The sequence below is a fragment of the Haloarchaeobius sp. HME9146 genome, from assembly GCF_025399835.1.
In the GTDB taxonomy this organism is placed as follows: Archaea; Halobacteriota; Halobacteria; order Halobacteriales; family Natrialbaceae; genus Haloarchaeobius.
The window spans coordinates 475,777-501,870 of record NZ_JAODVR010000002.1; the positions used below are offsets into that span (position 1 = coordinate 475,777).

27 protein-coding genes are annotated in these 26,094 nt (G+C 67.7%); 21 read left to right on the forward strand and 6 right to left on the reverse strand.

Annotated features, from left to right (window positions below):
* Window positions 1-178 precede the first annotated feature (178 nt).
* The 14 genes from N6C22_RS19990 to N6C22_RS20055 all read left to right on the forward strand — a co-directional run bounded on the left by N6C22_RS19990 (window position 179) and on the right by N6C22_RS20055 (window position 13,983).
* Window positions 179-757, forward strand: coding sequence for a hypothetical protein (locus tag N6C22_RS19990; protein ID WP_261652975.1), 579 nt, complete (start codon window positions 179-181; stop codon window positions 755-757).
* Window positions 754-1,392 carry a ubiquinol-cytochrome c reductase iron-sulfur subunit gene (locus N6C22_RS19995; protein ID WP_261652976.1) on the forward strand — a complete coding sequence of 213 codons (639 nt, stop codon included), beginning with the start codon at window positions 754-756 and terminating at the stop codon, window positions 1,390-1,392. Before N6C22_RS19990 ends, N6C22_RS19995 begins: the two co-directional genes overlap by 4 nt.
* Window positions 1,392-2,783, forward strand: a complete 1,392-nt coding sequence (locus N6C22_RS20000) for a cytochrome bc complex cytochrome b subunit (protein ID WP_261652977.1) — start codon at window positions 1,392-1,394, stop codon at window positions 2,781-2,783. Before N6C22_RS19995 ends, N6C22_RS20000 begins: the two co-directional genes overlap by 1 nt.
* Complete coding sequence (locus N6C22_RS20005) at window positions 2,776-2,958, forward strand: hypothetical protein (RefSeq protein ID WP_261652978.1); 183 nt, start codon at window positions 2,776-2,778, stop codon at window positions 2,956-2,958. Before N6C22_RS20000 ends, N6C22_RS20005 begins: the two co-directional genes overlap by 8 nt.
* Window positions 2,951-5,833, forward strand: a complete 2,883-nt coding sequence (locus N6C22_RS20010) for a molybdopterin-dependent oxidoreductase (RefSeq protein ID WP_261652979.1) — start codon at window positions 2,951-2,953, stop codon at window positions 5,831-5,833. Before N6C22_RS20005 ends, N6C22_RS20010 begins: the two co-directional genes overlap by 8 nt.
* Complete coding sequence (locus N6C22_RS20015; RefSeq protein WP_261652980.1) at window positions 5,830-6,885, forward strand: 4Fe-4S dicluster domain-containing protein; 1,056 nt, start codon at window positions 5,830-5,832, stop codon at window positions 6,883-6,885. The genes N6C22_RS20010 and N6C22_RS20015 overlap by 4 nt, the downstream gene beginning before the upstream one ends.
* On the forward strand, window positions 6,878-7,732 hold the full coding sequence (locus N6C22_RS20020; RefSeq protein WP_261652981.1) for an ethylbenzene dehydrogenase-related protein: 855 nt from the start codon (window positions 6,878-6,880) through the stop codon (window positions 7,730-7,732). Before N6C22_RS20015 ends, N6C22_RS20020 begins: the two co-directional genes overlap by 8 nt.
* A 9-nt stretch (window positions 7,733-7,741) precedes the next feature.
* On the forward strand, window positions 7,742-8,515 hold the full coding sequence (locus N6C22_RS20025; protein ID WP_261652982.1) for a molecular chaperone TorD family protein: 774 nt from the start codon (window positions 7,742-7,744) through the stop codon (window positions 8,513-8,515).
* Complete coding sequence (locus N6C22_RS20030; RefSeq protein ID WP_261652983.1) at window positions 8,512-9,420, forward strand: phosphate ABC transporter permease; 909 nt, start codon at window positions 8,512-8,514, stop codon at window positions 9,418-9,420. Before N6C22_RS20025 ends, N6C22_RS20030 begins: the two co-directional genes overlap by 4 nt.
* Window positions 9,417-10,253 (forward strand): HEAT repeat domain-containing protein, encoded by an 837-nt coding sequence (locus N6C22_RS20035; protein ID WP_261652984.1) that lies wholly within the window; start codon window positions 9,417-9,419, stop codon window positions 10,251-10,253. The genes N6C22_RS20030 and N6C22_RS20035 overlap by 4 nt, the downstream gene beginning before the upstream one ends.
* A 2-nt stretch (window positions 10,254-10,255) precedes the next feature.
* Entirely contained in the window at window positions 10,256-11,554 is a 1,299-nt protein-coding gene (locus N6C22_RS20040; RefSeq protein WP_261652985.1) for a P-loop NTPase, read from the forward strand.
* On the forward strand, window positions 11,551-12,243 hold the full coding sequence (locus N6C22_RS20045; protein ID WP_261652986.1) for a molybdenum cofactor guanylyltransferase: 693 nt from the start codon (window positions 11,551-11,553) through the stop codon (window positions 12,241-12,243). The genes N6C22_RS20040 and N6C22_RS20045 overlap by 4 nt, the downstream gene beginning before the upstream one ends.
* 31 nt (window positions 12,244-12,274) lie before the next feature.
* Window positions 12,275-13,594 carry a hypothetical protein gene (locus tag N6C22_RS20050; protein ID WP_261652987.1) on the forward strand — a complete coding sequence of 440 codons (1,320 nt, stop codon included), beginning with the start codon at window positions 12,275-12,277 and terminating at the stop codon, window positions 13,592-13,594.
* Window positions 13,595-13,683: 89 nt separating this feature from the next.
* On the forward strand, window positions 13,684-13,983 hold the full coding sequence (locus tag N6C22_RS20055; RefSeq protein WP_261652988.1) for a cupin domain-containing protein: 300 nt from the start codon (window positions 13,684-13,686) through the stop codon (window positions 13,981-13,983).
* A 78-nt stretch (window positions 13,984-14,061) separates the two neighbouring features.
* On the opposite strand, the gene N6C22_RS20060 is transcribed toward N6C22_RS20055, so the two are convergent.
* Genes N6C22_RS20060 through N6C22_RS20075 form a run of 4 tightly spaced genes read right to left on the reverse strand, consistent with a single transcriptional unit; the run spans window position 14,062 to window position 17,364 of the window.
* Window positions 14,062-15,249, reverse strand: coding sequence for a hypothetical protein (locus N6C22_RS20060; protein ID WP_261652989.1), 1,188 nt, complete (start codon window positions 15,247-15,249; stop codon window positions 14,062-14,064).
* Window positions 15,250-15,254: 5 nt separating this feature from the next.
* The gene (locus tag N6C22_RS20065) at window positions 15,255-15,884 is read right to left on the reverse strand and encodes a hypothetical protein (protein ID WP_261652990.1); all 630 of its coding nucleotides are present in this window, start codon (window positions 15,882-15,884) and stop codon (window positions 15,255-15,257) included.
* A 50-nt stretch (window positions 15,885-15,934) separates the two neighbouring features.
* Window positions 15,935-17,056 carry a TIGR04053 family radical SAM/SPASM domain-containing protein gene (locus N6C22_RS20070; protein WP_261652991.1) on the reverse strand — a complete coding sequence of 374 codons (1,122 nt, stop codon included), beginning with the start codon at window positions 17,054-17,056 and terminating at the stop codon, window positions 15,935-15,937.
* Window positions 17,057-17,058: 2 nt separating this feature from the next.
* The gene (locus N6C22_RS20075) at window positions 17,059-17,364 is read right to left on the reverse strand and encodes a CGCGG family rSAM-modified RiPP protein (protein ID WP_261652992.1); all 306 of its coding nucleotides are present in this window, start codon (window positions 17,362-17,364) and stop codon (window positions 17,059-17,061) included.
* A 113-nt stretch (window positions 17,365-17,477) separates the two neighbouring features.
* On the opposite strand from N6C22_RS20075, the gene N6C22_RS20080 reads away from it, so the two are divergent.
* Complete coding sequence (locus N6C22_RS20080; protein ID WP_261652993.1) at window positions 17,478-17,756, forward strand: DUF2249 domain-containing protein; 279 nt, start codon at window positions 17,478-17,480, stop codon at window positions 17,754-17,756.
* A gap of 250 nt (window positions 17,757-18,006) precedes the next feature.
* On the opposite strand, the gene N6C22_RS20085 is transcribed toward N6C22_RS20080, so the two are convergent.
* Window positions 18,007-18,240, reverse strand: a complete 234-nt coding sequence (locus tag N6C22_RS20085) for a DUF2249 domain-containing protein (RefSeq protein WP_261652994.1) — start codon at window positions 18,238-18,240, stop codon at window positions 18,007-18,009.
* A gap of 138 nt (window positions 18,241-18,378) precedes the next feature.
* Between N6C22_RS20085 and N6C22_RS20090 the strand changes: the two genes are divergently transcribed.
* From N6C22_RS20090 to N6C22_RS20115, 6 genes are all read left to right on the forward strand, one after another.
* Window positions 18,379-19,032, forward strand: coding sequence for a helix-turn-helix domain-containing protein (locus N6C22_RS20090; RefSeq protein WP_261652995.1), 654 nt, complete (start codon window positions 18,379-18,381; stop codon window positions 19,030-19,032).
* 107 nt (window positions 19,033-19,139) lie between these two features.
* Window positions 19,140-21,422 carry a nitric-oxide reductase large subunit gene (locus tag N6C22_RS20095; protein WP_261652996.1) on the forward strand — a complete coding sequence of 761 codons (2,283 nt, stop codon included), beginning with the start codon at window positions 19,140-19,142 and terminating at the stop codon, window positions 21,420-21,422.
* 85 nt (window positions 21,423-21,507) lie between these two features.
* A complete protein-coding gene (locus N6C22_RS20100; protein ID WP_261652997.1) occupies window positions 21,508-22,506 on the forward strand; it encodes a lamin tail domain-containing protein in 999 nt (332 codons plus the stop codon).
* A 72-nt stretch (window positions 22,507-22,578) separates the two neighbouring features.
* Entirely contained in the window at window positions 22,579-23,595 is a 1,017-nt protein-coding gene (locus N6C22_RS20105) for a transcription initiation factor IIB family protein (RefSeq protein ID WP_261652998.1), read from the forward strand.
* 245 nt (window positions 23,596-23,840) lie between these two features.
* Window positions 23,841-24,662, forward strand: coding sequence for a TrmB family transcriptional regulator (locus N6C22_RS20110; protein WP_261652999.1), 822 nt, complete (start codon window positions 23,841-23,843; stop codon window positions 24,660-24,662).
* A 72-nt stretch (window positions 24,663-24,734) separates the two neighbouring features.
* Complete coding sequence (locus N6C22_RS20115) at window positions 24,735-25,373, forward strand: DUF6517 family protein (RefSeq protein ID WP_261653000.1); 639 nt, start codon at window positions 24,735-24,737, stop codon at window positions 25,371-25,373.
* Between the two features lie 46 nt (window positions 25,374-25,419).
* Here the strand turns inward: N6C22_RS20115 and N6C22_RS20120 are convergent, their stop codons facing one another.
* Window positions 25,420-25,920 (reverse strand): DUF3592 domain-containing protein, encoded by a 501-nt coding sequence (locus tag N6C22_RS20120; RefSeq protein WP_261653001.1) that lies wholly within the window; start codon window positions 25,918-25,920, stop codon window positions 25,420-25,422.
* Between the last annotated feature and the right edge of the window lie 174 nt (window positions 25,921-26,094).

Genomic DNA, 26,094 nt, shown 5'->3' on the forward strand with positions numbered 1-26,094 from the left:
CTGTTGTTCCTTTCCCCGAACATGTTCGGCCAGATATAGCACTTAAACCCCCTCTATTCTGTGGTCCGCGAGTTACCGGGGTGGAACGGGAAGACCCGCACATGGCTTCGAACGACGGCAGGTTGCGGTCGAATCGCCCGACTGGAATCGAGTATCGAGGTGAGTCGGCGGTGAAACTATGAGACGAGGAACCATCGTCATCGCGGTTATCATCGCGCTGGTGCTCCTGCCGATGTGGTACGTCGCGCTCCACGGCGAGCCACCGAGCGAGGAGATCGAGATCGACCAGAGCGTCTCGGAGATGCGGCCCCTCCAGGAGATAATCGATACGCCGAACAAGCTCTCGCCGAGCCAGGTCGGCGTCATCGTCTGGGTCGCCCTGTTCGGCCTCGTCGGCGCGTTGACCGCGGTCCACCGCTTCATGAACGAGGCCGTCAGGCCAGACGATTCGGCGGACGCCGCGGTGGCCGACGGCGGGCAGGTTGGCTTGCCCTGGTTCGACACCGAGAACCGCTGGGTCGTCGAGTACCACGACGCCTCCGACGCGGTCGAGGGAATCGTCGCGATGGGCGGGTTGACAATCCTCGCCATCGTGTTCGCGGCGCTGTTCACCGGTGAGTACCTCACCCTCGCCCGCACCCAGTACTTCGGCGTCTACGCCGCGGGGATGTTCACCTCGCTCGCCCTGCTCACGGTCAGCTACTACGCGTTCTTCATGCCGCACGTCGAGGTCGCCGAACGGAGGGGTCACTCATGAGCGGCGACGACTGCGACGGCTGCTGTTCGGACTGCGGCGACGGCGCTGGCGTCTCGGCACCGACCATCTACTCCGACAGCCGCGCCGAACTCCAGCGCCGTGACTTCGCGAAGGTGATGGCGACCGTCGGCGGCCTGACCGCCGTGGGCACGCTGGCCGCACCACTCGCCGGCCTCACGCAGGTGTTCGAGCGGGACTACACCGGGCCCATCTACTCCGACGGCATCTACCTCGTCGACAGCGAGGGCGAGCGAATCACCGAGAAGGCCCTGGGCGAGGGCGAGAAGATGACCGTCTTCCCGGAACCCCGACCCGGCATCGAGGAGGCACCGACCCTCCTCGTCAGGTATCCAGAGTCCGCCTACGGCGGCGAGACGAAACTGGAGTTCACGACCGGCGGCTACGCGGCCTACTCCAAGGTGTGTACCCACGCTGGCTGCATGGTCTCCAAGGAGGAGGGCGACACCCTCGTCTGTCCGTGTCACTTCGGGAAGTTCGACCCCAAGAGCGGCGCAGCCGTGGTCGGCGGCCCGCCACCGCGGGCGCTGCCACAGCTCCCCATCACGGTGTCGAGCGACGGCTACCTGATGGCGACCGGCGACTTCGAAGCGCCCGTCGGCGCGGGGGGTGAGTGATGTCGCGACTCGACTCCCTCCGGCAAGGCGCGACCGACGCCCCCAGCCGGGCCTACGACTGGGCGGACCAGCGCTTCGAGCTCGACAACAGCCGGAACGCGCTCGGGAAGGCCTTCCCCGCCGAGGACTCGTTCCTGCTCGGCGAGGTCGCGCTGTTCTGCTTCATCGTGCTCGCGCTCACCGGGATTTTCCTCGGGATGTTCTTCGAGCCGAGCACGAGCAGTGTGACCTACGAGGGCAGCGTCGAGAAGTTCCAGGGCCAGGAGCTGCCCGAGGCGTTCGTCAGCGTCCTGCAGATAACCTACGACATCCCCTACGGGATGTTCATCCGGCGGATGCACCACTGGGCGGCCCACCTGTTCGTGGCCTCCATCGGGCTGCACATGCTCCGTGTGTTCTTCACCGGGGCGTACCGGAACCCGAGGGAGGCGAACTGGGTCGTCGGCTCCGGGCTCGCCGTGCTCGCGATGGGCGCGGCCTACACCGGGTACGCGCTCCCGTTCGACGAGTTCGCGAGCACCGCCACCGGTATCGGCTTCAACATCGCGAACTCGATACCGGTGGTCGGTGGCATCGCCGCGAAGGTGATGTTCGGCGGGGAGTTCCCGTCGAGCGCGACCATCCCCAGGTTGTACTTCCTCCACGTCCTCGTCATCCCGGTCCTCATCGGGGTCGGGTTGGCGCTGCACATGGCCATCCTGATACGCCAGAAGCACACCGAGGCACCCCGAGACGGTGACGTGGAGTCGGGACGCAAATCCGTCGACCAGGACGACGGTGACGTCATCATCGGCCTGCCGGCGTTCCCCAACCAGGTCGCCGTCAGCGCCGTGGTGTTCTTCCTGACGCTCGCCACGCTGTCGGTGCTGGCCGGCTTCCTGCCGGTCCACAACATCGCCGAGTACGGCCCGAACGACCCGGCGGGCACTCCGGAGCTCATCATGCCCGACTGGTTCTTCATGTGGCTGTACGGCTTCCTGAAGCTGTTGCCGACGTGGCTGAGCTTCACCATCCCCGTGGTCGACATCCACGTCAGCACCGAGTTCCTCGGCGGCGTGGTGCTCCCGGGACTGGTGTTCCTGGCCGTGTTCGCCTGGCCGTTCATCGACTACCACAGCCAGCAGACCCACTTCACCTCGGACCCGCTGGAGCGACCCTGGCAGACCGCGACCGGCGTCGCCGCCATCGTGTTCATCATGATCGCCTCCATCGCGGGGATGAACAACATCCTCGCAGAGGTGCTCGGAACGACGACCAGCGCCGTCAACCCGTTCCTCATCGTGGCGCTGCTGGTCGCCCCGGCCGCCTCCGGTGGTATCGTCTACCGGGTGCTCTCGGACGGGAGAACGCCCAGCGACGAGGGGCAACAGGAGGTGCCCTCCGATGACTGAGGTCGCCGTCTCCCAGCGGACCTACACCCGGCTCGACCGGGCGACGAAGCTCGGCGGGCTGGCGCTGGTCGCCATCGGGCTGGAGTTGGGCGGGAGCGACCCCGCAGGTATCGCGTTCGGCGTGGCTGGGGCCGCGCTCGCACTGACCACCGTCTTCGTCACGAAACATGAGTAAGCAAGAACCGACCCACGACGAGCGAGACGAGAGCGACGTGACGCCGTCCAGACGCGGGTTCCTGAAGGGACTCGGCGCAGCGACGGCCGCAGGACTGACCGGCATCGGCTCGGCCGACGACCTCTTCCAGATGGAGGGGCTCCAGGTCGTCGACGACCCCATCGGGAACTACCCCTATCGCGACTGGGAGGACCTCTACCGCGAGGAGTGGGACTGGGACTCCGTCTCCCGGTCGACCCACAGCGTGAACTGCACCGGCTCCTGCTCGTGGAACGTCTACGTCAAGAACGGGCAGGTCTGGCGCGAGGAGCAGTCCGGCGACTACCCGCGCTTCGACGAGGACCTCCCGGACCCGAACCCACGCGGCTGCCAGAAGGGTGCCTGCTACACCGACTACGTCAACGCCGACCAGCGCATCAAGCACCCCCTCAAGCGCGTCGGCGAGCGCGGCGAGGGCAAGTGGAAGCGTATCACCTGGGACGAAGCACTCGCCGAGATCGCCGACCACGTCATCGACGAGGTGCAGGCCGGTCGGTACGACTGCATCTCGGGGTTCACCCCGATTCCGGCGATGAGCCCCATCTCGTTCGCCTCCGGCAGCCGCCTCGTCAACCTGCTCGGCGGCGTCTCCCACAGCTTCTACGACTGGTACTCGGACCTGCCGCCGGGCCAGCCCCTGACGTGGGGCGTCCAGACCGACAACGCCGAGAGCGCGGACTGGTACAACGCCGACTACATCATCGCGTGGGGGTCGAACATCAACGTCACGCGCATCCCCGACGCGAAGTACTTCCTCGACGCCGGCTACAACGGGACGAAGCGCGTCGGCGTCTTCACCGACTACTCCCAGACCGCCATCCACACCGACGAGTGGATGAGTCCCGAGGGCGGGACCGACACGGCCCTCGCGCTGGGCATGGCCCGGACCATCGTCAAGGAGGACCTGTACGACGAGGCCCACCTGAAAGAGCAGACGGACATGCCGCTGCTGGTCCGCGAGGACACCGGGAAGTTCCTGCGCGCCAGCGAGGTGCCGGGCCTCGGCGAGGACGTCGAGGACCCCGGGAAGGTGTTCGTCATGCAGGACGAATCGGGGAACCTCCAGGTCGCCCCCGCTTCCCTCGGCGACCGCGACGGCGAGTACGACAAGTCCGCGAGCATCGAACTCGACTTCGAGCCCGACTTGACTACCGAGCGGACGGTCGGTGGTGGCGAAGCCGACGGCGAGATTCCAGTCCGCACCGTCTGGCTGAACCTGCAGGACGAACTCGCGAAGTACGACCCGCAGTACGTCTACAACGAGACCGGCGTCGGCGAAGACACGCACCAGCGTATCGCCCGCGAGTTCGCCGAGGCCGAGCGCGCGAAGATCATCCACGGGAAGGGCGTCAACGACTGGTACCACAACGACCTCGGGAACCGCGCCCTCCAGTTGCTCGTCACCCTCACCGGCAACCTCGGGCGGCAGGGCACCGGCCTCGACCACTACGTCGGGCAGGAGAAGATCTGGACCATCCACGGCTGGAAGAAGCTCTCGTTCCCGACCGGGAACGTCCGCGGCGTCCCGACGACGCTCTGGACGTACTACCACGCCGGTATCATGGAGAACACCGACGAGGACACCCGGGCGAAGATACAGGAATCCCTCGACAAGGGCTGGATGCCGCTCTACCCCGAGGAACGCGACGACGGGTCCAGACCCGACCCGACGACCATGTTCGTCTGGCGGGGGAACTACTTCAACCAGTCCAAGGGGAACGTCGCCGTCGAGGAACAGCTCTGGCCGAAGCTCGACCTCGTCGTCGACATCAACTTCCGGATGGACTCGACCGCGATGAACGCGGACATCGTCCTCCCGACCGCGAGCCACTACGAGAAACACGACCTGTCGATGACGGACATGCACACCTACGTGCACCCGTTCACGCCCGCGGTCGAGCCGCTGGGCGAGTCCAAGACGGACTGGCAGATATTCCGCGAGCTCGCCGCGAAGATCCAGGAGGTCGCCCGCGACCGCGGCGTCGAACCGGTGCAGGACCGGAAGTTCGACCGCGAGATCGACCTCACGACCATCTACGACGACTACGTCCGCGACTGGCTCGCCGACGAGGAAGGTGCCCTCGAAGAGGACCGTGCGGCCTGTGAGTTCGTCCTCGAACACTCCGAGGAGTCCAATCCCCACGACAGCGACGAGCAGATCACCTTCGCCGACACGGTCGAACAGCCTCAGCGGCTCAAGGCCGCCGGCGACCACTGGACCTCCGACATCGAGGAAGGCGAGGCGTACACGCCGTGGAAGCGCTTCGTGCAGGACAAGGAGCCGTGGCCGACGTTCACCGGCCGCCAGCAGTACTACATCGACCACGACTGGTTCCTCGAGCTGGGTGAACAGCTGCCCACGCACAAGGGGCCGGTCGCCGAGCAGGACCGCGAGGAGTATCCGCTGAAGTACAACACGCCCCACGGCCGGTGGTCCATCCACTCGACGTGGCGCGACTCCGAGAAGATGTTGCGCCTGCAGCGCGGCGAACCGCTGGTCTACCTGCACCCCGAGGACATGGACGAACGCGGCATCGAGGACGGCGACACGGTCGTCGTCCACAACGACCTCGCCGAGGTCGAGGTCCAGGCGAAGGAGTACCCGAGCAGCCAGCGCGGCACCGCCCGGATGTACTTCGCCTGGGAGCAGTTCCAGTTCCCCGACCGGGACAACTTCAACTCGCTCGTGCCGATGTACATGAAGCCGACCCAGCTCGTCCAGTACCCCGAGGACTCGGGTGAACACCTCTACTTCTTCCCCAACTACTGGGGGCCGACCGGGGTGAACTCGGACGTCCGCGTCGACGTGCGGAAGAAGGGAGGTGATGACGAATGAGCAGCCAGTCCGACGACGGCGTGAACCTCGCCGACGGCGTCGACCACCAGGTCGCGATGGTGATGGACCTGAACAAGTGCATCGGCTGCCAGACCTGCACGGTCGCGTGCAAGTCGCTCTGGACCGAGGGCGGCGGCCGCGACTACATGTACTGGAACAACGTCGAGACCCGCCCCGGCAAGGGCTACCCGAAGAACTGGGAGGAGAAAGGCGGCGGCTGGAAATCCAGCGAGCACAACGAGCGCAACCCCGGCGAGATTCCCGAGCAGGAGGACTACGGCCACCACTGGGAGTTCAACCACGAGGCCATCATGTACGACGGGAGCGACGAGCCCCTGCGCCCCCAGGGCGACCCCGAGTGGGGCCCGAACTGGGACGAGGACCAGGGGGCCGGCGAGTACCCCAACTCGTACTACTTCTACCTCCCGCGCATCTGCAACCACTGCACGCACCCCTCCTGTGTCGAGGCCTGCCCGCGCAAGGCCATCTACAAGCGCGAGGAGGACGGCATCGTGCTGGTCGACCAGGAGCGCTGCCGGGGCTACCGCTACTGCGTGGAGGGCTGTCCGTACAAGAAGGTGTACTACAACGCGGTCAAGAAGACCTCCGAGAAGTGCATCTTCTGCTACCCGCGGCTCGAAGGCGAGGGGCCGAACGGTGAGACGTTCAAACCGGCCTGTGCCGAGGAGTGCCCGCCACAGCTCCGCCTCGTGGGCTTCCTCGACGACGAGGAGGGCCCCATCCACAAGCTGGTGAACGAGTACGAGGTCGCCCTCCCGCTGCACCCCGAGTACCAGACCGACCCGAACGTCTACTACATCCCGCCCTACGCGCCGCCACAGCACTCCGAGGACGGCGAGACGGTCGACGTGGACCGCATCCCCCGAACCTACCTCGAGGAGCTGTTCGGCGAGGAAGTCCACGACGCGCTCGACACCATCGAGCGCGAGCGCGACAAGGTGAACCGCGGCGGCGAGAGCGAACTGCTCTCGATGCTCACCGACGAGAACCCGGCCCAGAAGTACCGCATGGAGGTGTTCGACGATGACTGAGCGGGGACCGTCCCGGCAGTCAGCGGACGCCGACCGCGAGACCAGACAGACCATCGCGGTCACGCTGGCGCTGACGGCGCTGGTGGTCGCGTCGGCCCTGCTGGTGCCGATGCTCGCCAGTGCCCGCCCGGCCCATCAGATTCCCGTCCACGAGCCGGTGGGCGAGACGAGCGCCGCGAGTCCGGACGCGGCCGTCTGGGACGAAGCACCTCCCGTCGAGGTCCCGATGACCAGCGCTCCGAGCGGGGTCCCGAACGCCGATACGACCTCGGTCGAGGAGGTGAAGGTCCAGTCCATCCGGACCGAGGAGCGGTTCTACGTCCGGCTGTCCTGGCATGACGGGACCGCGGACCGGAACGCGAGCAGTCCCCGCGAGTTCGCCGACGCGCTCGCGGTCCAGGTTCCGGTGAACCAGAGCGCCCGCCCGCCCATCGCGATGGGCAGCACGCGCAACCCGGTCAACGTCTGGTACTGGAGTTCGCCCAGCGGGGCAGAGGAGCTACTGGCCGGTGGGCCCGCAACGACCACCGAGTTCGAGCAGCCCGCGGTGAACGTCTCGACCAGCTACGAGGACGGCCGCTGGACGGTCGTGGTGGCTCGTGACCTGCAGGCTACCGGCCAGAACCGGGCGGACATCCCGACGGACCAGGACATGGACGTCGCCTTCGCGGTCTGGAACGGCTCCGAGATGGAGCGCTCCGGCCGGAAATCCGTCAGCGAGTGGTACCACTTCGCGCTGGGTCCCGGCCCGCAGGGCCCACCGTACGAGACGCTGCTGTGGTCGGTCGCTGGCGTCTCTATCGTCGGCGTGGCGATCGCGACCGTGACGGCGATGCGACGAACCTGAGGTGAGCCGATGCAAGAGCAACCTGATACCACGCGAGACGACGAGGAATCGACCGCAGAGACGACGAGTGACGAGTCACCGATGCCGGACCAGACGGACAGGGAGGCCGCGGCCCGCGGCGCACTGTACGGGCTGTGTGCGACCCTGTTCCGCGAACCGAGCGCGTCCGTCCACGAGCGACTGGCCAGTGGCGAGGTCACCGAGACCGGTGCCGAACTGGTCGCCGTCTCGGGACTGGATATCGACCCGCCGGAGCTCGGGACCGACGACGACCACGACACGCTCTGTGCCCGCTACAACGACCTGTTCACGGTCGGCTACGCGGAGTACGAGGACCGGACCGACGGGTCCCTCGATTCGCAGGGGCCGCCGGTGTCGCTGTACGAGTCGCGCTATCGGTCGGAGGTGTCCTGGAACGACGTGAACCTGGACCTCGCCCGGGCCTACGAGTACTTCGGCGTCGAGGTGAACCAGGAGACTCGCGACAACCACGACTTCCTGCCCTACATGCTGGAGTTCGCGGGCTACCTCGCCCGGCAGGAGGCGGTCGCAGCCGACGACGATGACCGCGATCTCGCCAGGGCCCGCCTCGACTTCCTCGACCGACACCTCAGGGTGGCGGTCCCGGGAGTCGCCGAATCGATGGCAGAACAGTCCGGGACCGGCCTCTACGGGGAGCTTGCCGAGTTCTGTGACCGGCTCTCCCGGGCCGACCAGCAGGCGCTAGCCTCACGCTTCGAGGGGCCGCCCCCGGCCGACGACCAGCGAGGTGACGACCCGTGAGCAGTTCGACGTTCGACCACTGGGGGACCCGGACGCGCGGCGCAGTCGCAGCCCTGGCAGACGGCCTCCCCGTCACCACCCGGACCGCGGCCGCACTGCTCGCGGTCGTCCCCGCGACCACCGTGTTCGTCCTCAGGCTGGCGGTGAACGCCTCGCTCCAGGGGCCGGTGGTCGACGCATCCCTGTTGCGGCCGGTCCTGTTCGCGGCGCTCCTTGGGCCCGCACTCGCGGCACTCGTCCTCGGCGCGAGTACGGCTTCGACCTCGCCTGCCGAACGCGTCGGCCTCACGTTCGTCGGCGTGTTCGGTGTCCTCGCCGGACTGTCCCCGGCGGCGTGGCTGCCGGCTTCGGGGGCGGTCCTCGGCGGCGGTTCGCTCGCCGTCGCGTCCCGGATCCGCGAGGCGGACCGGCAGGTCACCCCGCTGGAACTCGTTTCGAGTACGGTCGTGCTGCTCGGTATCGCGCTCTCACTGGCGGCCTCCTCGGGCGTCGCCACCAGCCTCCGAACCACGGGCACGACCGTGGCACTGCTAGGAATCGCCCTGGCACCGGCGTTCGCCGGACGGAGCCTCTCGTGGCCGGACCTCGGTGCCGGCGCACTGGCCGCGGTGGCGGTGTACCAGGCCGCGACGAGTGCGCCCTTCGTCGCCGGCGCCGCGCTGCTCGTCGGGAGCAACGTCGTCGGCGGGTCCGTGGTGCTGGTCGCGCTGGCGGCCGGCGGCGGCGTCGCCGCGACCGTGGCTGGTGTGAGAACCGGACGCTGGCCGGTCGCCATGGGAGCCGTCCTGTTGCTCGTCTCGGGCGTCCCGGCGACGCTGGCCGGGGCAGTCGGGGCGGTGGTCGCGCTCGCACTGCTCGTCTCCGATGGTGGTGCCGGTACCGATATTCGGGGTGGTCCAGCGTGAGAGACGAGGAAGAGGCCACCGACGGGCCGCCGGACCCGCAACTCCACCCCGAGAACAGTCCCGGCTTCGGCGAGGACCCGGTCGGGCTGGAGGATATCGAGGTCTCCCGCGAGGACGTGACCATCGGGGAGGCCGACCCGGCCGAACTCGCGGCCAGCGATACGGAACCCGTCGAGGACGCGGCCGAGCACGACCTGCTCGCCACCCTCGCGGGCGACGACCCCATCGAGCGCCGTCGAGCCGCGCTCGCACTGGCCGACCGCGACCCGAGTGACGCCGCAATCGAGGGGCTGGCGGCGGCCGCGGCCACCGACGACGAGCCCGAGGTCCGCCAGTTCGCGGTCGAGGCCCTCGGGAAACTCGGTGGTGACATCGCCGCACAGACGGCCCGAAAACTGCTGGAAGACCCCGAGCCGTGGGTGCGCGCGGAGGCACTGGTCTCGCTGGACCGGCTGGACCGGGAGAGCCACGAGGAGGCGATCGAAGGCGCACTGGACGACGAGCACCACGCGGTCCGCCGGAACGCCGCCATCTCGCTGTTCAAACTCCGCGGCGAGGGGGCGAAGGACCTGCTGCTCGCCCAGACCGACGACGAGAGCGAGCGCGTTCGCGAGTGGGCAGCGCACCTGCTCGCGGGCGTGGACGACGACGACGCCAGGGAGCGCCTCGCGGCACTGGCTGATTCGGACGACAGCGACATCGTGCGCCGAACCGCGGCCAGGGCGTACGAGGCCGACCCTGGCGCGTTCCGCCGGCAGTTCAGCGGCGCGCTCGACGAGGTGGAGACGACCCTCCCCGGCGAGGACCGCCTGAACCGCCGGCCCGACCTGTGACCATGCACGAGACAGACCACCAGACGGACGAGGACGAGGGAGTGGACGAACAGCCCGACCTGCAAGCACGCGTCGAAGCCGCACTCCGGCAGGTCCGCGACCCCGAGGCCGGCGTGAACGTGTTCGAGGCTGGCCTGGTCGAGAACATCGTACTCGACGGGGGGAGCGCGACCGTCGAGGCGGACCTCGCCGACTTCGACCCGGTCGGCGAGCAGCAGGTGGTCGGGGCAGTCCTGCAAGCGGTCCGGTCCGTCCCCGGAATCGAGTCGGCCCACGTCGAACCGGTGGCTCCGACGCCGGATTCGGACGTGGACCGCGACAGCGGGACGGCCGCCTTCGACACCGTCATCGCGGTCGCCAGCGCGAAGGGCGGCGTCGGCAAGTCGACCGTCTCGACGATGCTGGCGTGCGCACTCGCCGACGACCAGGCGGTCGGCCTGTTCGACGCGGACGTGCACGGGCCGAACGTCCCGACCCTGCTCGACATCGCCGGCCCCATCCACTCCGACGAGGACGGGCACCCCTTGCCCGTCGAGGTACCCGGAGAGGGCACCCTCGAAGCCATGAGCATCGGGCTGATGGAGCAGGGCGCACCACTCGGCTGGCGCGGCGCGATGGCACACGACGCCGTGACGGAACTGTTCGAGGACACAGCCTGGTCGAACACGGACACGCTGGTGCTCGACCTCCCGCCGGGAACCGGCGACGTGGTGCTGACGACGCTGCAGGAGGTCCACGTCGACGGCGTGGTCGTCGTCACGACACCGTTCCCGTCGGCGGTCGAGGACACCGCGAGGAGCGTCGAGCTGTTCCGGGACAACGACGTGCCGGTGCTCGGGACCGTCGTCAACATGGGCGGGTTCACCTGCCCGTCCTGCGGCGACACCCACGACCTCTTCCCGGACGGGTCGCCCATGGACGACCTCCAGACGACGACGCTGGCGGAACTCCCGTTCGCCACCGAGTTGCAGGAGCCGCCGGTCCCGGGAGCCGTTCCCGAGGTGGTCGAGCCACTGGGTGACGCCGTCACCGAGGCCGCCGAGACCGCCTGGGACGTCGACGCACCGGAGTCGGCGGTCGATATCCGCGGGCTCGCACCGCAGGACCGGAAGCAGGCGGTCCGCGAGGCGTTCGCTGACCTCGAGTCTGGCGACCCCTTCGCGGTCGTCAGCGACCGAGACCCCTCGCCCATCCGGGCGTTCCTCGCCGAACTCGCCGGCGCGAAGCCGTCGGCGTTCGACCCCTTCACCGTCGAGCGGGCCACTCCACACGACTGGCTCTTGCGGACGACCAGGCCATGACGGGCGACCGGGAGACGTCGATGCTGCCAGCGTCTTCGCTCACCGGTGTCGTCCTCGCAGGCGGGACCAGCACGCGGTTCGGACCGACGCCGAAAGCGACGGCGACACTCGACGGACGGCCCCTGGTTGACCGGGTCGTCCGCAGACTCTGGCGGGTGACCGGGCGACCGCCGGTGGTCGCGGCTCGCAGTGCGGCAAAACGCGAGCTGGTCGCCGACGCCGTCTCCGAGCCGGTCCGGTTCACCCCCGATGCGGACTGGTGTGGCGGGCCGGTTGCCGGTCTCGCCGGGTCGCTGGATGCGGTCGAGACCGACCGCGTGTTCGTCTGTGGCTGTGATATGCCCCTGCTCTCGCCCGCAGCGGTTTCGTGGCAGGCGGCCCGGTTGCAGACGGCCGAAGCGGACGCGGTGGTTCCCATGGACGAAGAGGGACAGCCACAGCTCCTCCACGGGGTATTCGACCGTGACGCGCTCGCGTCGCTGTTCGAGACGCGACCCGGCGACGACCGGCTCCGGGTCGTGCTCGACCGGCTGACCGTGGACCGGGTTCCACAGCACGAGGCACCCCAGAACATCCCACTCACCCGGTCGACGGTGAACGTCAACACCCGGTGCGACCTGCGTTCGATACCGACGATGGAGGCCGCAATCGGGCACGCCCCCGACCCGGGCGAACACGTTCGGAACTAAATCGAGGGGGCCCGCGGTCCTCTATTCACGTATGCGACCAGCCGTGACCGACCTCGAGACGGGACAGGGGCCCCCGACGGCCATCCCGCTGCGCCACTTCCTCGTCGCCCTCGCCTTCCTCGCCGGCGGGATGGGCCTGTGGGTGATTCGACTTTACCCGACGCCGCAGCGGGTAGTCCCGCCGCTCGCGGTGGTACACGCGGTCGTCGTGGGCTGGGTCTGTCTCACCATCCTTGGCGCGATGACGCAGTTCGTCCCGGTGTGGTCGGGAGTGGAACTCCACTCGACCCGGCTGGCCAGACTCCAGTTACCACTCGTCGCCGGCGGGGTCGTCGGACTCGTGACCGGGTTCTGGTCGACGACGCTCTGGCTGGTGCCCGCGGGTGGTGTCCTCGCCGGTCTCGGCCTCTGGCTGTTCAGCTACAACATCTGGCGGACGCTCCCGCCCCGTGGCGACCGCGACGTGACGGAGACCCACTTCGCGGTTGCTCTCGCCTTCCTCTCGGTGGTCCCGGCGGTGGGAATTGCACTCGGTGCGGGATTCCTCGACCCGGCCGTACTCGACTCGCTCCCTCCCAGGGACAGGCTCGTGTCGGCACACGCCACCATGGCGGTGTTCGGGGTCATCCTGCCGACGGTTTTCGGGGCGCTCTACCAGCTCGCGGTGATGTTCGCCGGGACGAGCCTCGACGACCGCGACCGACGATTCCAGCGCGTGGAGACGGCGATCTACCCACTGGGTGTCGCTGTGCTCGCGGCAGGTCGACTGCTGGATTCGTCGCCGGTCGCCCGAATCGGCGGTGCCCTCGTCCTCGTGGGTGTGGCCGCCTTCACCGTCGTGTTAGGTCGAGTGCTCAGTCGACGGACCGTCGATACCACGCCGACGCTGGCCCGGTACGGGGTCGTCGCCGTCGCCCTCGCGTGCTGGGTGGTCCTGACAGCCCCAACGTGGGTGGGCGGCGACGCGACGGCGGCGGCGGCCCGGTACGGCGGCCCCGGTGGGGCTGCCCTCCTGCTGTTCGGCGGTGTCGCCGTCGTGGTCGTCGGGAGCCTCTACCACGTGATTCCGTTCCTCGTCTGGCTGGAGCGCTACAGCGACCTGCTCGGCTACGAGCCGGTGCCGATGGTCGAGGACCTGTTCGACCACCGGCTGGCGAGAGCCGACTTCTGGCTGGTGGTGGCCGGGACCGGAATCGTCGCCGGAGCCGACCTGCTCTGGATTCCCGGAACCCTCGTCACCGGTGGGGTCGTGTTGCTGCTGACCGGCTTCCTGCTCGTAGCGGCCAACATGGGACTGGTCGTGCACCGTGATGCCGGCCAGCCCGACCGGGGCGCTGTCGAGGCGGACTGAGCCGGCGACCCGTCGGAGAACGAGGTATATCACCCTGACAATCGAGGCAGGGCACTGTTATTTTGGCTGGGACAACGTAGAGGTGCATCATGACAGACATCGCCGACCTGAACGAGTTCGAGTCGACCCCCCACGCGGAGGTCTTCGCTGCCCCCGGTCCTCGCGTGGTTCGACTCCAGCTCGAAGCCGGAGACGAGATGCCCGAACACAGCCATCCGGGTGAGACCATCGTCCTGCACGTGCTGGCTGGTGAACTCGACCTCAGGCTCGACGGCGAACCGAACCATCTCCAGGGGGACGAACTGATCCGGTTCGACGGGGACCAGGACATCCAGCCGCGCGCCCTCTCGGACACGAAAGCGCTGCTGTTCTTCTGTACGACCGAGTGAGCAAGACGCGAATCGAGTGGGTGGGACGAGACCCTGCACCCGGTCGGGGTCCTGCCCGACCCCAGTTGTCTGCACCGATCAGCGGTTCGCGCGCTCCCGAAAGAGACCCCCGAGGAGCCAGACGTGCGCCACGGCTCCGGCGAGTGCGATGACACCACCGAGGAGTTCGATGCCGGGGGCGTCGAACGCGAGGCCGGTCACTCCCAGCACGAGCCCCACCAGCAGGCAGGCGATTGCACCGAGTGCCGTCCGGTCCCCAGCGCCCGGGAAGGTCCCGACCGCAGGCGGGTAGAACTGGTAGCTCACGCCGACGATGGTCAGCCCGAGGAAGCCGACGAGGTTCAGGCGGGCATGCGCGAGCCCGAGGCCGGGCTGGAGACCACCCAGCGCGAACTGCAGGCCGAGGCCGACCCCGAGGCAGCCACACACTGCGCCCGCGAGCACGCCGCAGAACCCGACCCGACGGCGTTCGGACCGGTAGGAGAGCACCCCAAGCACGATGGCGAAGGCGACGACGGCCGTAGCTTCGAGGACAGCCCCGAGCCGGAACCACTGCCCGCTCGGGAGGTACGTGGCGATGAGCAGCGGTCCACCTGCGGCGGCCGGAAAGACGAGCACAGGGGCGAACCGTGGCGGGCTGGCGACGAAGAAGCGCGGCAGCAATCGGAACCCCACGGCGAACACGAACAGTGCGCCGGTCCCCGCCGCGAGCAGATGGCTGGCCCGGGCGCCGCCCCCATCGAACAACACCGGGAGGCCGGTCTCGACCGCGAGCACCCCGTAGGACCCGAGCAGGAGATACACGAGGGCGACCGGGACGAACGCGTTGGCGACCCTGTCGAGTGCCTGCCGGTGCGCGTTCACGGAACCGGTCCCGGTCGCGGCACCGGAGAGGTCACCGCGGACCGTCCAGAGAAGCGACCCGGCGAAGACGAGGACGCCGAGCGACCAGCAGAGCGCGCCGACCGCCCCGGCCCACGCCGGGGAAGCTCGCAGTCCGTCGAGTGCGAGCAAGGCTGTCCCTCCGACGGACAGCGGAAACTGGACGAGGGGGGCACGCGCCACGGCGAGTTCGCGGTCGAAGTACACCGGAACCAGCGAGTAGCCCTTCCCGAAGACGGTGTGCAGGACGAACCCGAACAGGACGAGGACGACCTCGACGCGTCTCGGGGTGCCGACGAGCGCGGCGAGTGCCCAGCCGAGGAGGAACAGCGCGCCGGTGAACACGAACCGGCGAGCCCACCTCGAGACCGTGGCTGTCGTCATCGCGGTCAGTACGGTGCCTGCGGGCCGGGGCCGGCCGGGCCGTCGGCACCCGTGGGTTCGAGGGAGTCGAGTTCGTCCGGATGCGGAATCTCACCGGTCTCGCGTAACTCGGTTTCCAGAACGGAGAGCACGTCGTTCGCGGTTGCACTCGCCTGGTGGGACGGGTCGATTCTGACCCGCACGAGGTCGTAGTCGTGTCGGTCGGAGAGTCCGTTCAGGGCCCGGAACGCGGCCGTCACGAGGGTCTGTCCCTGCGGACAGAACTCGGTCGTCGGGGTGAACTCGACGCGGAGGACGCCCTCCTCGTCCGACGCCTCGGCATACCGGAAGCCTGCGTCCGGGTGTCGCCTGTCCCGGTTGAGGCGCGCGAGGTTGTAGCCGAAGGTCACGTCGTAGACGCCGCGTTCCTCGAAGCACTCCCTGGTCATCGAATGGACTCTGACGTGCGCATCGCCGGTCAGCACCTCGTGGCCGGCGAGGAACGGTCCCGGGTCGGGGAGGTGGTCGAGGACGAAGGCGTCCTGGGGGTCGAAGGGCTCCTCCGTGCCATCGTCGTCGCTGCCGGAGAACGGTGATGGGAACTGCATCTCGTCCGTGCCTACGGACGCCTGCGTGGTATGGTTGCGCACGAACATGTTCGTGCTCGGGGGAGACAGGGACGGGCGTCACTCGAAACGGGTGACCCTCAATCGGCTGGGCTGCCGGTGCCCGCCGCAGGGTGACGGTCCGGGAGCGGTCCATCGTATCCCTTCGGAACGTACGGACAGAGCGGGTCGGCGGCGAGTGGGTCACCGGTGACCGCGGCGGCGCGGGACCGGCTCCCACCACAGACGCCGCGGAAGGGGCAGGCACCGCACTTGCCGCCGAGTTCGTCGGGGTCGCGCAGTCGCCGGAAGAGGTCGGCGTTCCGGTAGACGTCGACGACATCGTCCCGCCTGGCGTTCCCGGCGGAGTGTGGCAGGAACCCGGACGGGTACACCTCGCCGACGTGACTGACGAAGGCGAACCCGTCACCGGCCTTGATGCCTGCGCGACGCCCGATGGCGTCGGCCGCCGGCCGGTCGGTTCCGTCGTCCTCGCCGGCCGATTGCTGGATGGCGACGCGTCGGTAGTGGGGTGCCTCGGTCGTCTTCACCCCGAAGTCCGCGGACTCGCTCACCTCGTGGAGCCAGCGCATCACCGATTCGGCCCTCTCCGGCGAGACCGGGTCCAGCAGGGCACCGCGCCCGACCGGCACGAGGAAGAACACGGACCAGAGGACCGCACCGAGGTCGGCCACGAGCTCGCGGATCGCGGGGAGTTCGTCGACGGTCTGTGCACACACCGTCGTGTTGACCTGCAGTGGCAGTCCCACCTCGCGGGCGGCCCGCGCCGCTGCGACGGTGTCGGCGAAGCTCCCTTGCTCGCCCCGGAAGGCGTCGTGCGCCTCGGCGGAGCTGCCGTCGATGCTGAGGGCCATCCGGCGAAGGCCGGCGTCGGACAGTCGCTCGATTCGGTCGGGAGTGAGCGAGGACGTGCCGCTGGGCGTGAGCGTCATCCTGAGCCCCTGCTCCGTCCCGAAGGTGACGAGTTCGGCGAGGTCGCCACGTGCCAGGGGGTCGCCGCCCGAAAGTACGACGAGCTGGCCGTCGCCGAACTCGGCGGCGTCTTCCAGGAGGCGCTTCCCTTCCTCGGTGGTCAGCTCGTCGGGGTGACGCTGTGGCTTCGCGTCGGCGCGACAGTGCTCGCAGGCGAGTTCGCACGCCTGCGTCACCTCCCAGACGAGCACGAACGGTCTTTCCTCGGTGTCGATGGTTGCCGGGTTCATGGTCACTCGACGGAGACGCGGGTGACGTGCCCGCCACAGCCGCACTGTTCGACGTACTCACAGCTGATGTCGTCGCCGAAACGGTCGGCGAGGTGCTCGAAGAGGTAGGTCTCGGGATGCCCGTGGTCGCCGTGGGTCACCAGGTTCACGTGGTTCCCGGCTGCCGTGTGCTCGACCGCCTCCACAGCCTGTGCGAGCACGAGGTCGCGGTCGTCGGCGTGGGCCGGCCGCTCCAGGTTCGCCGACCACGAGTTGTCGTGGACGGTGTCGGTGACCGGGTCGACTGCGTCGTGCGAGACTGGTGCCATACGCGAGAGTCGTCCCGGAACCCACGAAACCCTCATCGCGAACATGTTCGTCGACACGGGATGCGAACATCTTCGGGGCAAACGACCTGTGTCAGCCACCGGAATGGACGAATATGGCGGCGAAGACAGACCCACCGACGCTGTCCGCGTTCCTGGAACGGAGCAACGCGCCGACCGACAGCAGCCTGGACCGGCTGGACGTGGCGGACCTGCCGCCACCACAGCCGCTCACGAAGACGCTCGAGCACCTCGCGGACCTCGACGGCGGCGTGCTGGTGCAGTTCAACGACCGAGCGCCGAAACACCTCTACCCAAAGCTGAACGAGCGCGGCTTCCGATACGAGACAGAGGAGATCGCCGGGCGCATCGTGACCCTCATCTGGCGGGGGTGACGGTCGCCCGACATCGTTTCCTCACCACCCCACCTCACCTCGGAGTCACCGCGGCCTCGGACCGCCGCCGGTGACCCACCTCACCTCATTCGTTCCTCACACAGACTCACCAGTCCTCACCCTCACCCTCGTCACTCCTCCCATTCACCCCACCATTCCTCACCTTCACACTCAACAGTCCTCAGGCTCACACTCACCAGTCCTCACACTCACCGCTTCGAAAAAGAGAGAAACCGGGCAGCGCCAGCTGTCACTGCTTGGGCAGCGTGGCGATGAACTCGGTGTCGCTCACCTGGTCGAGTTCGTAGCCCTCGGCGTCGAAGTCGTCGCGCTCGGCCTGAAGCTGGTAGTACAGCGGCTGCGGGTCGTGGTCGTTGACCAGCGTCAGCGCCTCTCCAGAGTCGAGCGCGTCGAACGCCTCGAATATCTTCTCGTGGCGGTTCCGCGGTGCGTACTCACGTGCGTCGATGGTCGTCTCGGTCACAGATGAACGGTCTCCGCAGTCCGTCGAAGTCGTTCTGCCGAACGTGTTCGTCGCCCGCGAGAGACAACCCAACCGTTCGACCGAACATGTTCGTCGTCACTGTTTCCTCCCCGGCCCGAATACGTTCGGGTAGGAACGATGGCTCGAGCGAACCTGACTATCACCGTGCCCGAAGACGTCTGGGTCGGCCGCGTCTCCAGAGCGTACCCGAACGCCCGAATCCGCATCCTCGCCGCGCTCCCCGACGGCGACCACGGGGTCGCCCTGGCGGAGGTGACGAGCGACCAGCTCCCCGACCTCGTCGGTGACATCCGGACCGCGGACATGATCGTCGACCTGGACCTGCTCCAGCATCACGGCGAGACCGCCCTGATCCAGTTCGAGACCACGACGCCGCTGTTGCTCCAGCCCATCAAGAGTTCGGGCATCCCGCTGGAGATGCCGTTCGACATCCAGGACGGGCAGGCGAAGTGGGAAATAAACGCCCCGCAGGAGCACCTCTCCCGGCTCGGCGAGAAGCTCGAGGAGTTCGGTATCCCCTTCGACGTCGAAGAGATCCGCCAGCAGGTCGAACCCGACCCGGCACTCACCCCGCGACAGCGGACCCTCGTCGTCGAGGCAGTGGAGCGTGGCTACTACGACACGCCCCGGCGGTGCACGCTGACCGATCTGGCCGAGGTGCTCGACCTCGCGAAGTCGACCTGCAGCGAGACGCTACACCGCGCCGAGGAGACGATAATCAAGGAGTTCGTGGCGGAGCTTCCCGACTCGCAGGTGCCGCGAGAGGACTGACGGACCGGCTGGGTTCGGCGAGCGGGGCGAACACGTTCGGACACCTTCTCAGGTCGCGATAGCTGGCCTGTGGTGCATTAATACACCTGCTCGAACCACCAGATGAGATGCAGATACGACGACAGACGCTCGCGAAGATACTGGTACTGGTCTTCGTGTTCAACCTGGCCGTCATGGGCTTCGGTGCGTGGTACTCCACCGAGAACGCGCCACCCATTCCGAAGGAGGTGGTCGGCCCGGACGGCCAGCAGGTGGTGACGGACGAACAGGTACGCACCGGCAAGACGGTGTTCCAGTCGGACGGCATGATGAACCACGGCTCGGTCCTCGGTAACGGGGCATACTTCGGCGTGGACTACACCGCCGATGCGCTGGACCTGAAGGTGCAGTACATGCGGCAGTACTACGCCCGCGAGCGCCACGGCGAGTCCTACTCGGCTCTCTCGTCGCCCGAGCAGGCGGCCATCGACGAGGTCGTCCAGCGTGACCTCGACTCCGGGACCGTCGACGAGACCATCGAGTACTCCGCCGCGGAGGTGTACGCGCACGAGCAGGTGCGTGAGGTCTACGTCGAGCGCTATCACGAAGGCAGTCCCGAGCGGGGCGTGCCCGAAGGCATGGTCGCCTCCGAGGAGGAGGCCCGTCGGTTCGCGGACTTCGCGATGTGGACGGCGTGGATGAGCCACACCGACCGGCCGGGCAGCGAGCACTCGTACACGAACGAGTGGCCGTTCCAGCCCGCTGCCGGGAACACTCCCGGTGCTTCCGCGATGACCTGGAGCGTCGTCGCGATGGTGCTGCTGGTCGCGGGTGCTGGTATCGGCGTCTGGCTCTACAAATCGGTCGACCTGCCCGAACCATCGGCCGCCGGTATCGAGGTTCCCAGACCCGACGAGACCGACCTGCTCCCGAGCCAGGCCGCGGCGGTGAAGTTCGTGCCGGTCGCCGCACTCCTGTTCGCCGGGCAGGTCCTGCTCGGAGGGTTGCTGGCGCACTACTACGTCGAGCGCGGGGCGTTCTTCGGCATCGAGTCGGTGTTCGGCATCCCGATAATCGACCTGCTGCCCTTCGCACTGGCGAAGACGTGGCACATCGACCTCGCTATCCTGTGGATCGCGACGCTGTGGCTCGGCGCGGGGCTGTTCCTCGCGCCGCTGCTGACGGGGTACGAGCCCGAGAACCAGTCCCGGTACGTCTACGGCCTGCTCGGCGCGCTGGTGGTCGTGGCCGTCGGCGGCCTGACGGGCATCTACCTCGGCGCGAACGAGTTCTTCCAGGGTGACCTCTGGTGGCTCCTCGGGAACGAGGGGCTGGAGTACCTCGAGGTCGGGAAGGTCTGGCAGTTCGGCCTGCTGCTCGGCTTCGGCGCGTGGGCAGTCCTCGTCGCCCGCGGGTTCGGGCCACTGCTCGACCGTGAGCCCAAGTTCGGCCTCGCGCACATGATACTGTACGCCGGCGGGTCCATCGGCCTGCTGTTCGTCGCCGGCTTCATGTTCACTCCCCAGACCAACATCGCGGTGACGGAGTTCTGGCGCTGGTGGGTCGTCCACATGTGGGTCGAGGGTGCGTTCGAGTTCTTCATCGTCGCCATCGTCGGCCTCACCCTCGTCTCGATGAACCTGCTGAAGAAGCGGTCGGCCGAGAAGGCGGTGATGTTCGAGGCGCTGCTCGTGATGGGGACCGGCGTCATCGGTGTCTCGCACCACTACTGGTGGGTCGGGATGCCGGACGTCTGGGTGCCCATCGGGAGCGTCTTCTCGACGCTCGAACTCATCCCGCTCGTGTTCATCCTCTACGAGGCCCTCAACGAGTACGGGGCACTCTCGGCCAGCGGCGAGGACTTCCCCTACCGGCTCCCGTTCATGTTCATCATCGCCAGCGGGGTGTGGAACTTCGTCGGGGCCGGCGTCCTCGGGTTCTTCATCAACCTCCCGCTGGTGAACTACTACGAGCACGGGACCTACCTGACGGTCGGGCACGCCCACGCCGCGATGTTCGGCGCGTTCGGCTTCCTCGCGCTCGGGATGGCGACGTACATGCTCCGCATCGCCACCGAGAACTGGGAGCCCAGACGCCTCCGGGCGGCGTTCTGGCTGTGGAACGTCGGCCTGGCGCTGATGGTGTTCATCTCGGTGCTCCCCGTCGGCTTCCTCCAGCTGGAGGCCGCGTTCAGCGCGAACTACGACGCGGCCCGGAGCCTGGCGTTCTACAACGGCGAGCTGGTCCAGTTGCTGTTCTGGGCGCGCCTGCCCGGTGACACGATGCTCATCGCCGGGACGCTGCTGTTCGCCTACGACGTGGTCGAGAAGCTGTTCGCCCAGCGCGAGGTGACGGCCGCCGACGAGTCCGATGGCGTCGTCGCGACCCGGATGGCAGCCGACGACGACTGACGGCCCGCGCACGGCCTCGATTTTCACGCATACCTAACCTGTTCCGGTACAAGTCGATACGTCCTGAACACGTCCGTATATGTAGATGCGAACGGCCCACCTCGCCGTCGTGCTCGTGCTGGTGCTCGTGAGCGCCGGCTGCGTGGGCTCGTGGCCGGGACAACCGGCTCCCGATTCGCCCGCCGGTGAGGAGGCCGGGACGACCGCGACCGTCACACGCGTCATCGACGGTGACACCATCGAGATCCGGTACCAGAACGGGACCGTCGATACGGTTCGACTGCTCGGCGTCGACACCCCGGAGGTCCACAAGGGGGTCGAACCAGAGGAGTATCCGGGCATCCCCGACAGCCTCGCGGGACGTGACTGGCTGCGCAACTGGGGCGAGAACGCCAGCACATTCGTCAAAGAGAACCTCGCGGGCGAGACGGTCCGGGTCGTCGTCGACCCCGACTCCGACGTACGCGGCTACTACGGTCGCCTGCTCGCCTACGTCTACTACGACGACGGCGTGATGCTCAACGAAGAGCTGCTGCGGCGGGGCCTCGCACGCGTGTACGACTCGACGTTCTCGAAGAAGGAGGCGTTCTACGCGCTGGAGTCGGAAGCCATGCAGAATGGTGTCGGGCTCTGGGGCTTCGGCGGGGCGGACAGGGTCAGCGCCTCGTCGGTCGAACTCGCCGTGGTGGCCATCCAGGCCGACGCCCCCGGGAACGACAACGAGAACCCGACGGGGGAGTACGTCACCTTCCGGAACACCGGCGACTCGACCGTCGACCTGTCCGGGTTCGTCGTCTCGGACGCGGCGAACCACGAGTTCGTGATTCCCGAGGGTGTCACCCTCGCGCCGGGGGCCGAACTCACGGTCCGGAGCGGGAAGGGTACGAACACCAAGTCCACCCTCTACTGGGGGAGTGACCGCGCCATCTGGAACAACGGCGGCGACACCATCACGGTTCGGACCGCCACGGGGCTGGTCGTACTCGAGGAATCCTACAGTTCGACGAGCTCGATTGTGGCTGGTTCTGTAGATAGACAGGCCGAAACGCCAGAATATTCGTTTTCTACTATCGTAGTAGTGTAGGGGAAACTATTAAGATAGTCAACGCCATAGAGATAGTTGCGAAGGCCGAGCGCCCCCGCTCGGAGGTTCACCATGAACGGAGCCAACCAGACCGTCAAGACGACCGACAACCGCCCGACGACCTACCGGTCAAACGGTGCCCGAACAGAGACGGACGAGTCCACCACTGCGGAACGTGAGGAGACCTCCTGTCCCGAGTGCGGTGCCGACAGCATCGCCGACCAAGAACACGGCGAGACGGTCTGCAACGAGTGCGGCCTGGTGCTCGCCGAGGATAACGTCGACCGCGGACCGGAGTGGCGCGCGTTCGACAAGGCCGAGAAGGACAAGAAGTCCCGCGTCGGCGCGCCGACGACCGGAATGCTCCACGACAAGGGCCTCTCCTCGGTCATCGACTGGCAGAACAAGGACGCCTACGGCAGCCAGCTCTCGGCGCGCAAGCGCCAGAAGATGCAGCGCCTGCGCACCTGGGACGAGCGCTTCCGCGCCACCAGCGCTCGGGACCGCAACCTGAAGCAGGCGCTCGGCGAGATCACCCGGATGGCCAGCGCGCTGGACCTCCCCGACAACGTCCAGGAGACCGCGTCGGTCATCTACCGCCGCGCCCTCGAAGAGGACCTCCTCCCCGGTCGGTCCATCGAGGCGATGGCGACCGCGTCCCTCTACGCGGCGGCCCGGCAGAGTAACGTGCCCCGGAGCCTCGACGAGTTCGCCCCCGTGAGCCGCGTCGACCGCCGTGAGTTCGCCCGGGCGTACCGCTACATCGGGCGCGAGCTCGGCCTCGCCGTCGAGCCCGCCGACCCGGCGGAGTACCTGCCGCGGTTCTGCTCGGAGCTCGAGGTCTCCCACGAGGTCAAGACCCTCGCCCACGAGCTCATCGAGTCCGGCAAGCGCCAGAGCGTGCACAGCGGCAAGTCCCCGGTCGGGCTCGCCGCGGCGGCCATCTACGCCGCCTCCCTGCTGGCCAACGAGAAGTTGACCCAGAAGGAGGTCGGCGAGGCCGCCGAGGTCAGCGAGGTCACCATCCGCAACCGCTACAAGGAGCTCTTGCACGCGAACGACGAGAGCCAGCAGCAGGCGACCGCCTGACCCGCCCGTCGGCACGCGCCGACGACCCGATTCCACTGTCCCATCCCTCGAGACGCGCCATCCCACTGCCTGTCATCCACCCCAACCCCACTTCCCGAAGCCATGTCGCGCGTCTCGCTATCCCCCGTTTCCATACCTGACAAGCGACCAGCACGCGCAGTCGAGATCGACTACGACGGGAGTCCCTGCGGAGAAACGATTATAGAAGTCCCTTCCCAAGCCCCGGCTATCCACTCCACCGAGCCATGACCGACAGACACACCGATTCACCCGAGGAACTCGCCACCGAAGCCGTCGACCTGCTCAAAGCCTTCGAACTCACCGAGTACGAGGCGAAGTGCTTCACCGCCCTCTGTCGCATCGGGCAGGGGACCGCCAAGGAGGTGAGCGAGGTCGCCGGCGTCCCCCAGGCCCGTGTGTACGACTGTATGGACTCGCTGCAAGAGCGCGGCCTCGCCGACGCCCAGCAGTCCAAGCCCCGTCGCTACCGCGGGACTGGCCCCGACGAGGCCGTCGACACCCTGGAGCGTCGTGTCGACGAGAAACTCTCTCGGCTCGGGGAATTGCTCCCACAGCTCGGTGCCGACGCCCGCGAGGAGAAGGGCGGCGAGATATGGGTGACCGAAGGTGACGCGGAGGTCGCAGAGCGCATGGCTCGGCTCGTCGGAGCTGCGGAGACGGAGGTGTTGCTCGCGGTCGCGGTCGAGGACCTCCTCACCGACACCCTCCTCGACGCGCTCCGCGCGGCCAGCACCCGCGGGGTGTCCGTGACGGTCGGCTCGCCCGCCCCGGCGGTCCGCGATACCGTCTCTTCGGACGTTACCGGTGCCACCGTGGTCGAGACCTGGACGTGGTGGGAGTCACACCCCATCCGACCCGGCGCGATGAGCAGCGTCCTGATGGTCGACGGCCACTCGCTGCTCGTGAGCGCCGACGCCCCGACGGACCTGCCCGGGGTTCGAACCCATCGCGCGGTCTGGACCGACGGCGACGACGCCCCGCTTGTAAGCATGATGCGGCCGCTGCTCTCGCAGGCGATCGCTGGCGACGAGACGGCGACCATCTGACCGCCGAATCCGCGTTCTCCGCAGACGACAAACGGTCAGAAGCGCTTTGTACTAGTTCAGCCGACTGTAGTCATGCAATTTTCACGACGACGGTTCCTCGCGGCGGCGACAGGCGGACTTGCGGCGACCAGCGGCTGTCTGGACATGGTCCTTGGCGAGGAGCAGTCCTTCGAGGCGACGGCCGCAGAGGTCGGGGCGGCCGCACTCGGCGAGACGAACTACGAGCACCTGGGGACCGAAGCAAACACCATCTCGGAGACGTTCGAGATCCAGGGGAACGAGCGGACGGTCACCCTGACGAACTACATCAGCACGTACCAGCGCATGGTCGACATCCCCGGAGTCGGCGAGCAGCCGGCCGCGGTGTTCGCGACGCTCTCGACGCCGAAGTTCGAGATCCTCGGCCGGACACTGAATCCCATCGCGGAGGTCAAGAAGGAGGAACTCGCGAAACGGGCGCAGGATAGCTACGGGTCGCTTCGCGTAAAGGAGCTTCTCGGGACCCAGCAGGTCGACGTGCTCGGGGCGGCCCACGAACTCGCGACCTTCTCGGGCATCGCGGAACTGGCGAGCACTGAGTTCGACGTGCACCTCGACATCGGCACGGTGCCACACGAGAAAGACATCGTGGTGCTGTTCGGGGGGTACCCCGCCGAGATGCAACGGGAGGCGGAGAACATCCTGACGATGGTCCGGGGCGTCACGCACTAAGCTGGGGGACGAGACGAGGCGGGGCGGGGCGGGGCGGGATAACCCGTCAGCTGCCGCCGTACTGTGTGACCGTCGACTTGCCCCCGACGAGGACGAAGAACAGCCCGACACCGGCGAAGATGAGCGGACTGTTGGACTTCTCGTTCTTCAGGAATGCGTTGCCCGGCTGGTCGGGAGAGACGTACGCGGTGACCGTCGCGCCCTCGTCGTAGTCCGCCACCGCGTCCCGGGCTGCCGACCGCGTATCGTAGCTCGAAGTCGTCTCCGACGGGAAGAGGTTGGTACTCGTGTACGACTCACCCTCGTAGGTGTACGAGAACTCGACGGTCGGGGTGTATTCGACGTCGGTGCTGCTGCCGGCGGAATCGGCCTCGATACCGACCTCAGTCATCTCCGCCTCCACCGAGACGGCGTTCTCCATCGCGTCGGACTGCTGGACGTAGTCGTACACGCCGAAGCCGGTTATCGCGAGACCGACGACCAGGAACAGTACGGCACCACGGAACGTGCTCGGCCCGTCGACCGAGATGCTCGAATCACCGGACATCAGACTGGCGTCCGTCGCCGGACTCTGGTAAGTGAATCATCATAGCTCTCCGTGAAGCAGACCATGGATACTGATTGCGGTGCGAGGGGCTACTGTTCTCTGTCTTATCTTCTTTGTGATTCGATTCTGTCCGGAGTATTCCCGCCGGTGGGACGACGAAACGGAACCGCCTGC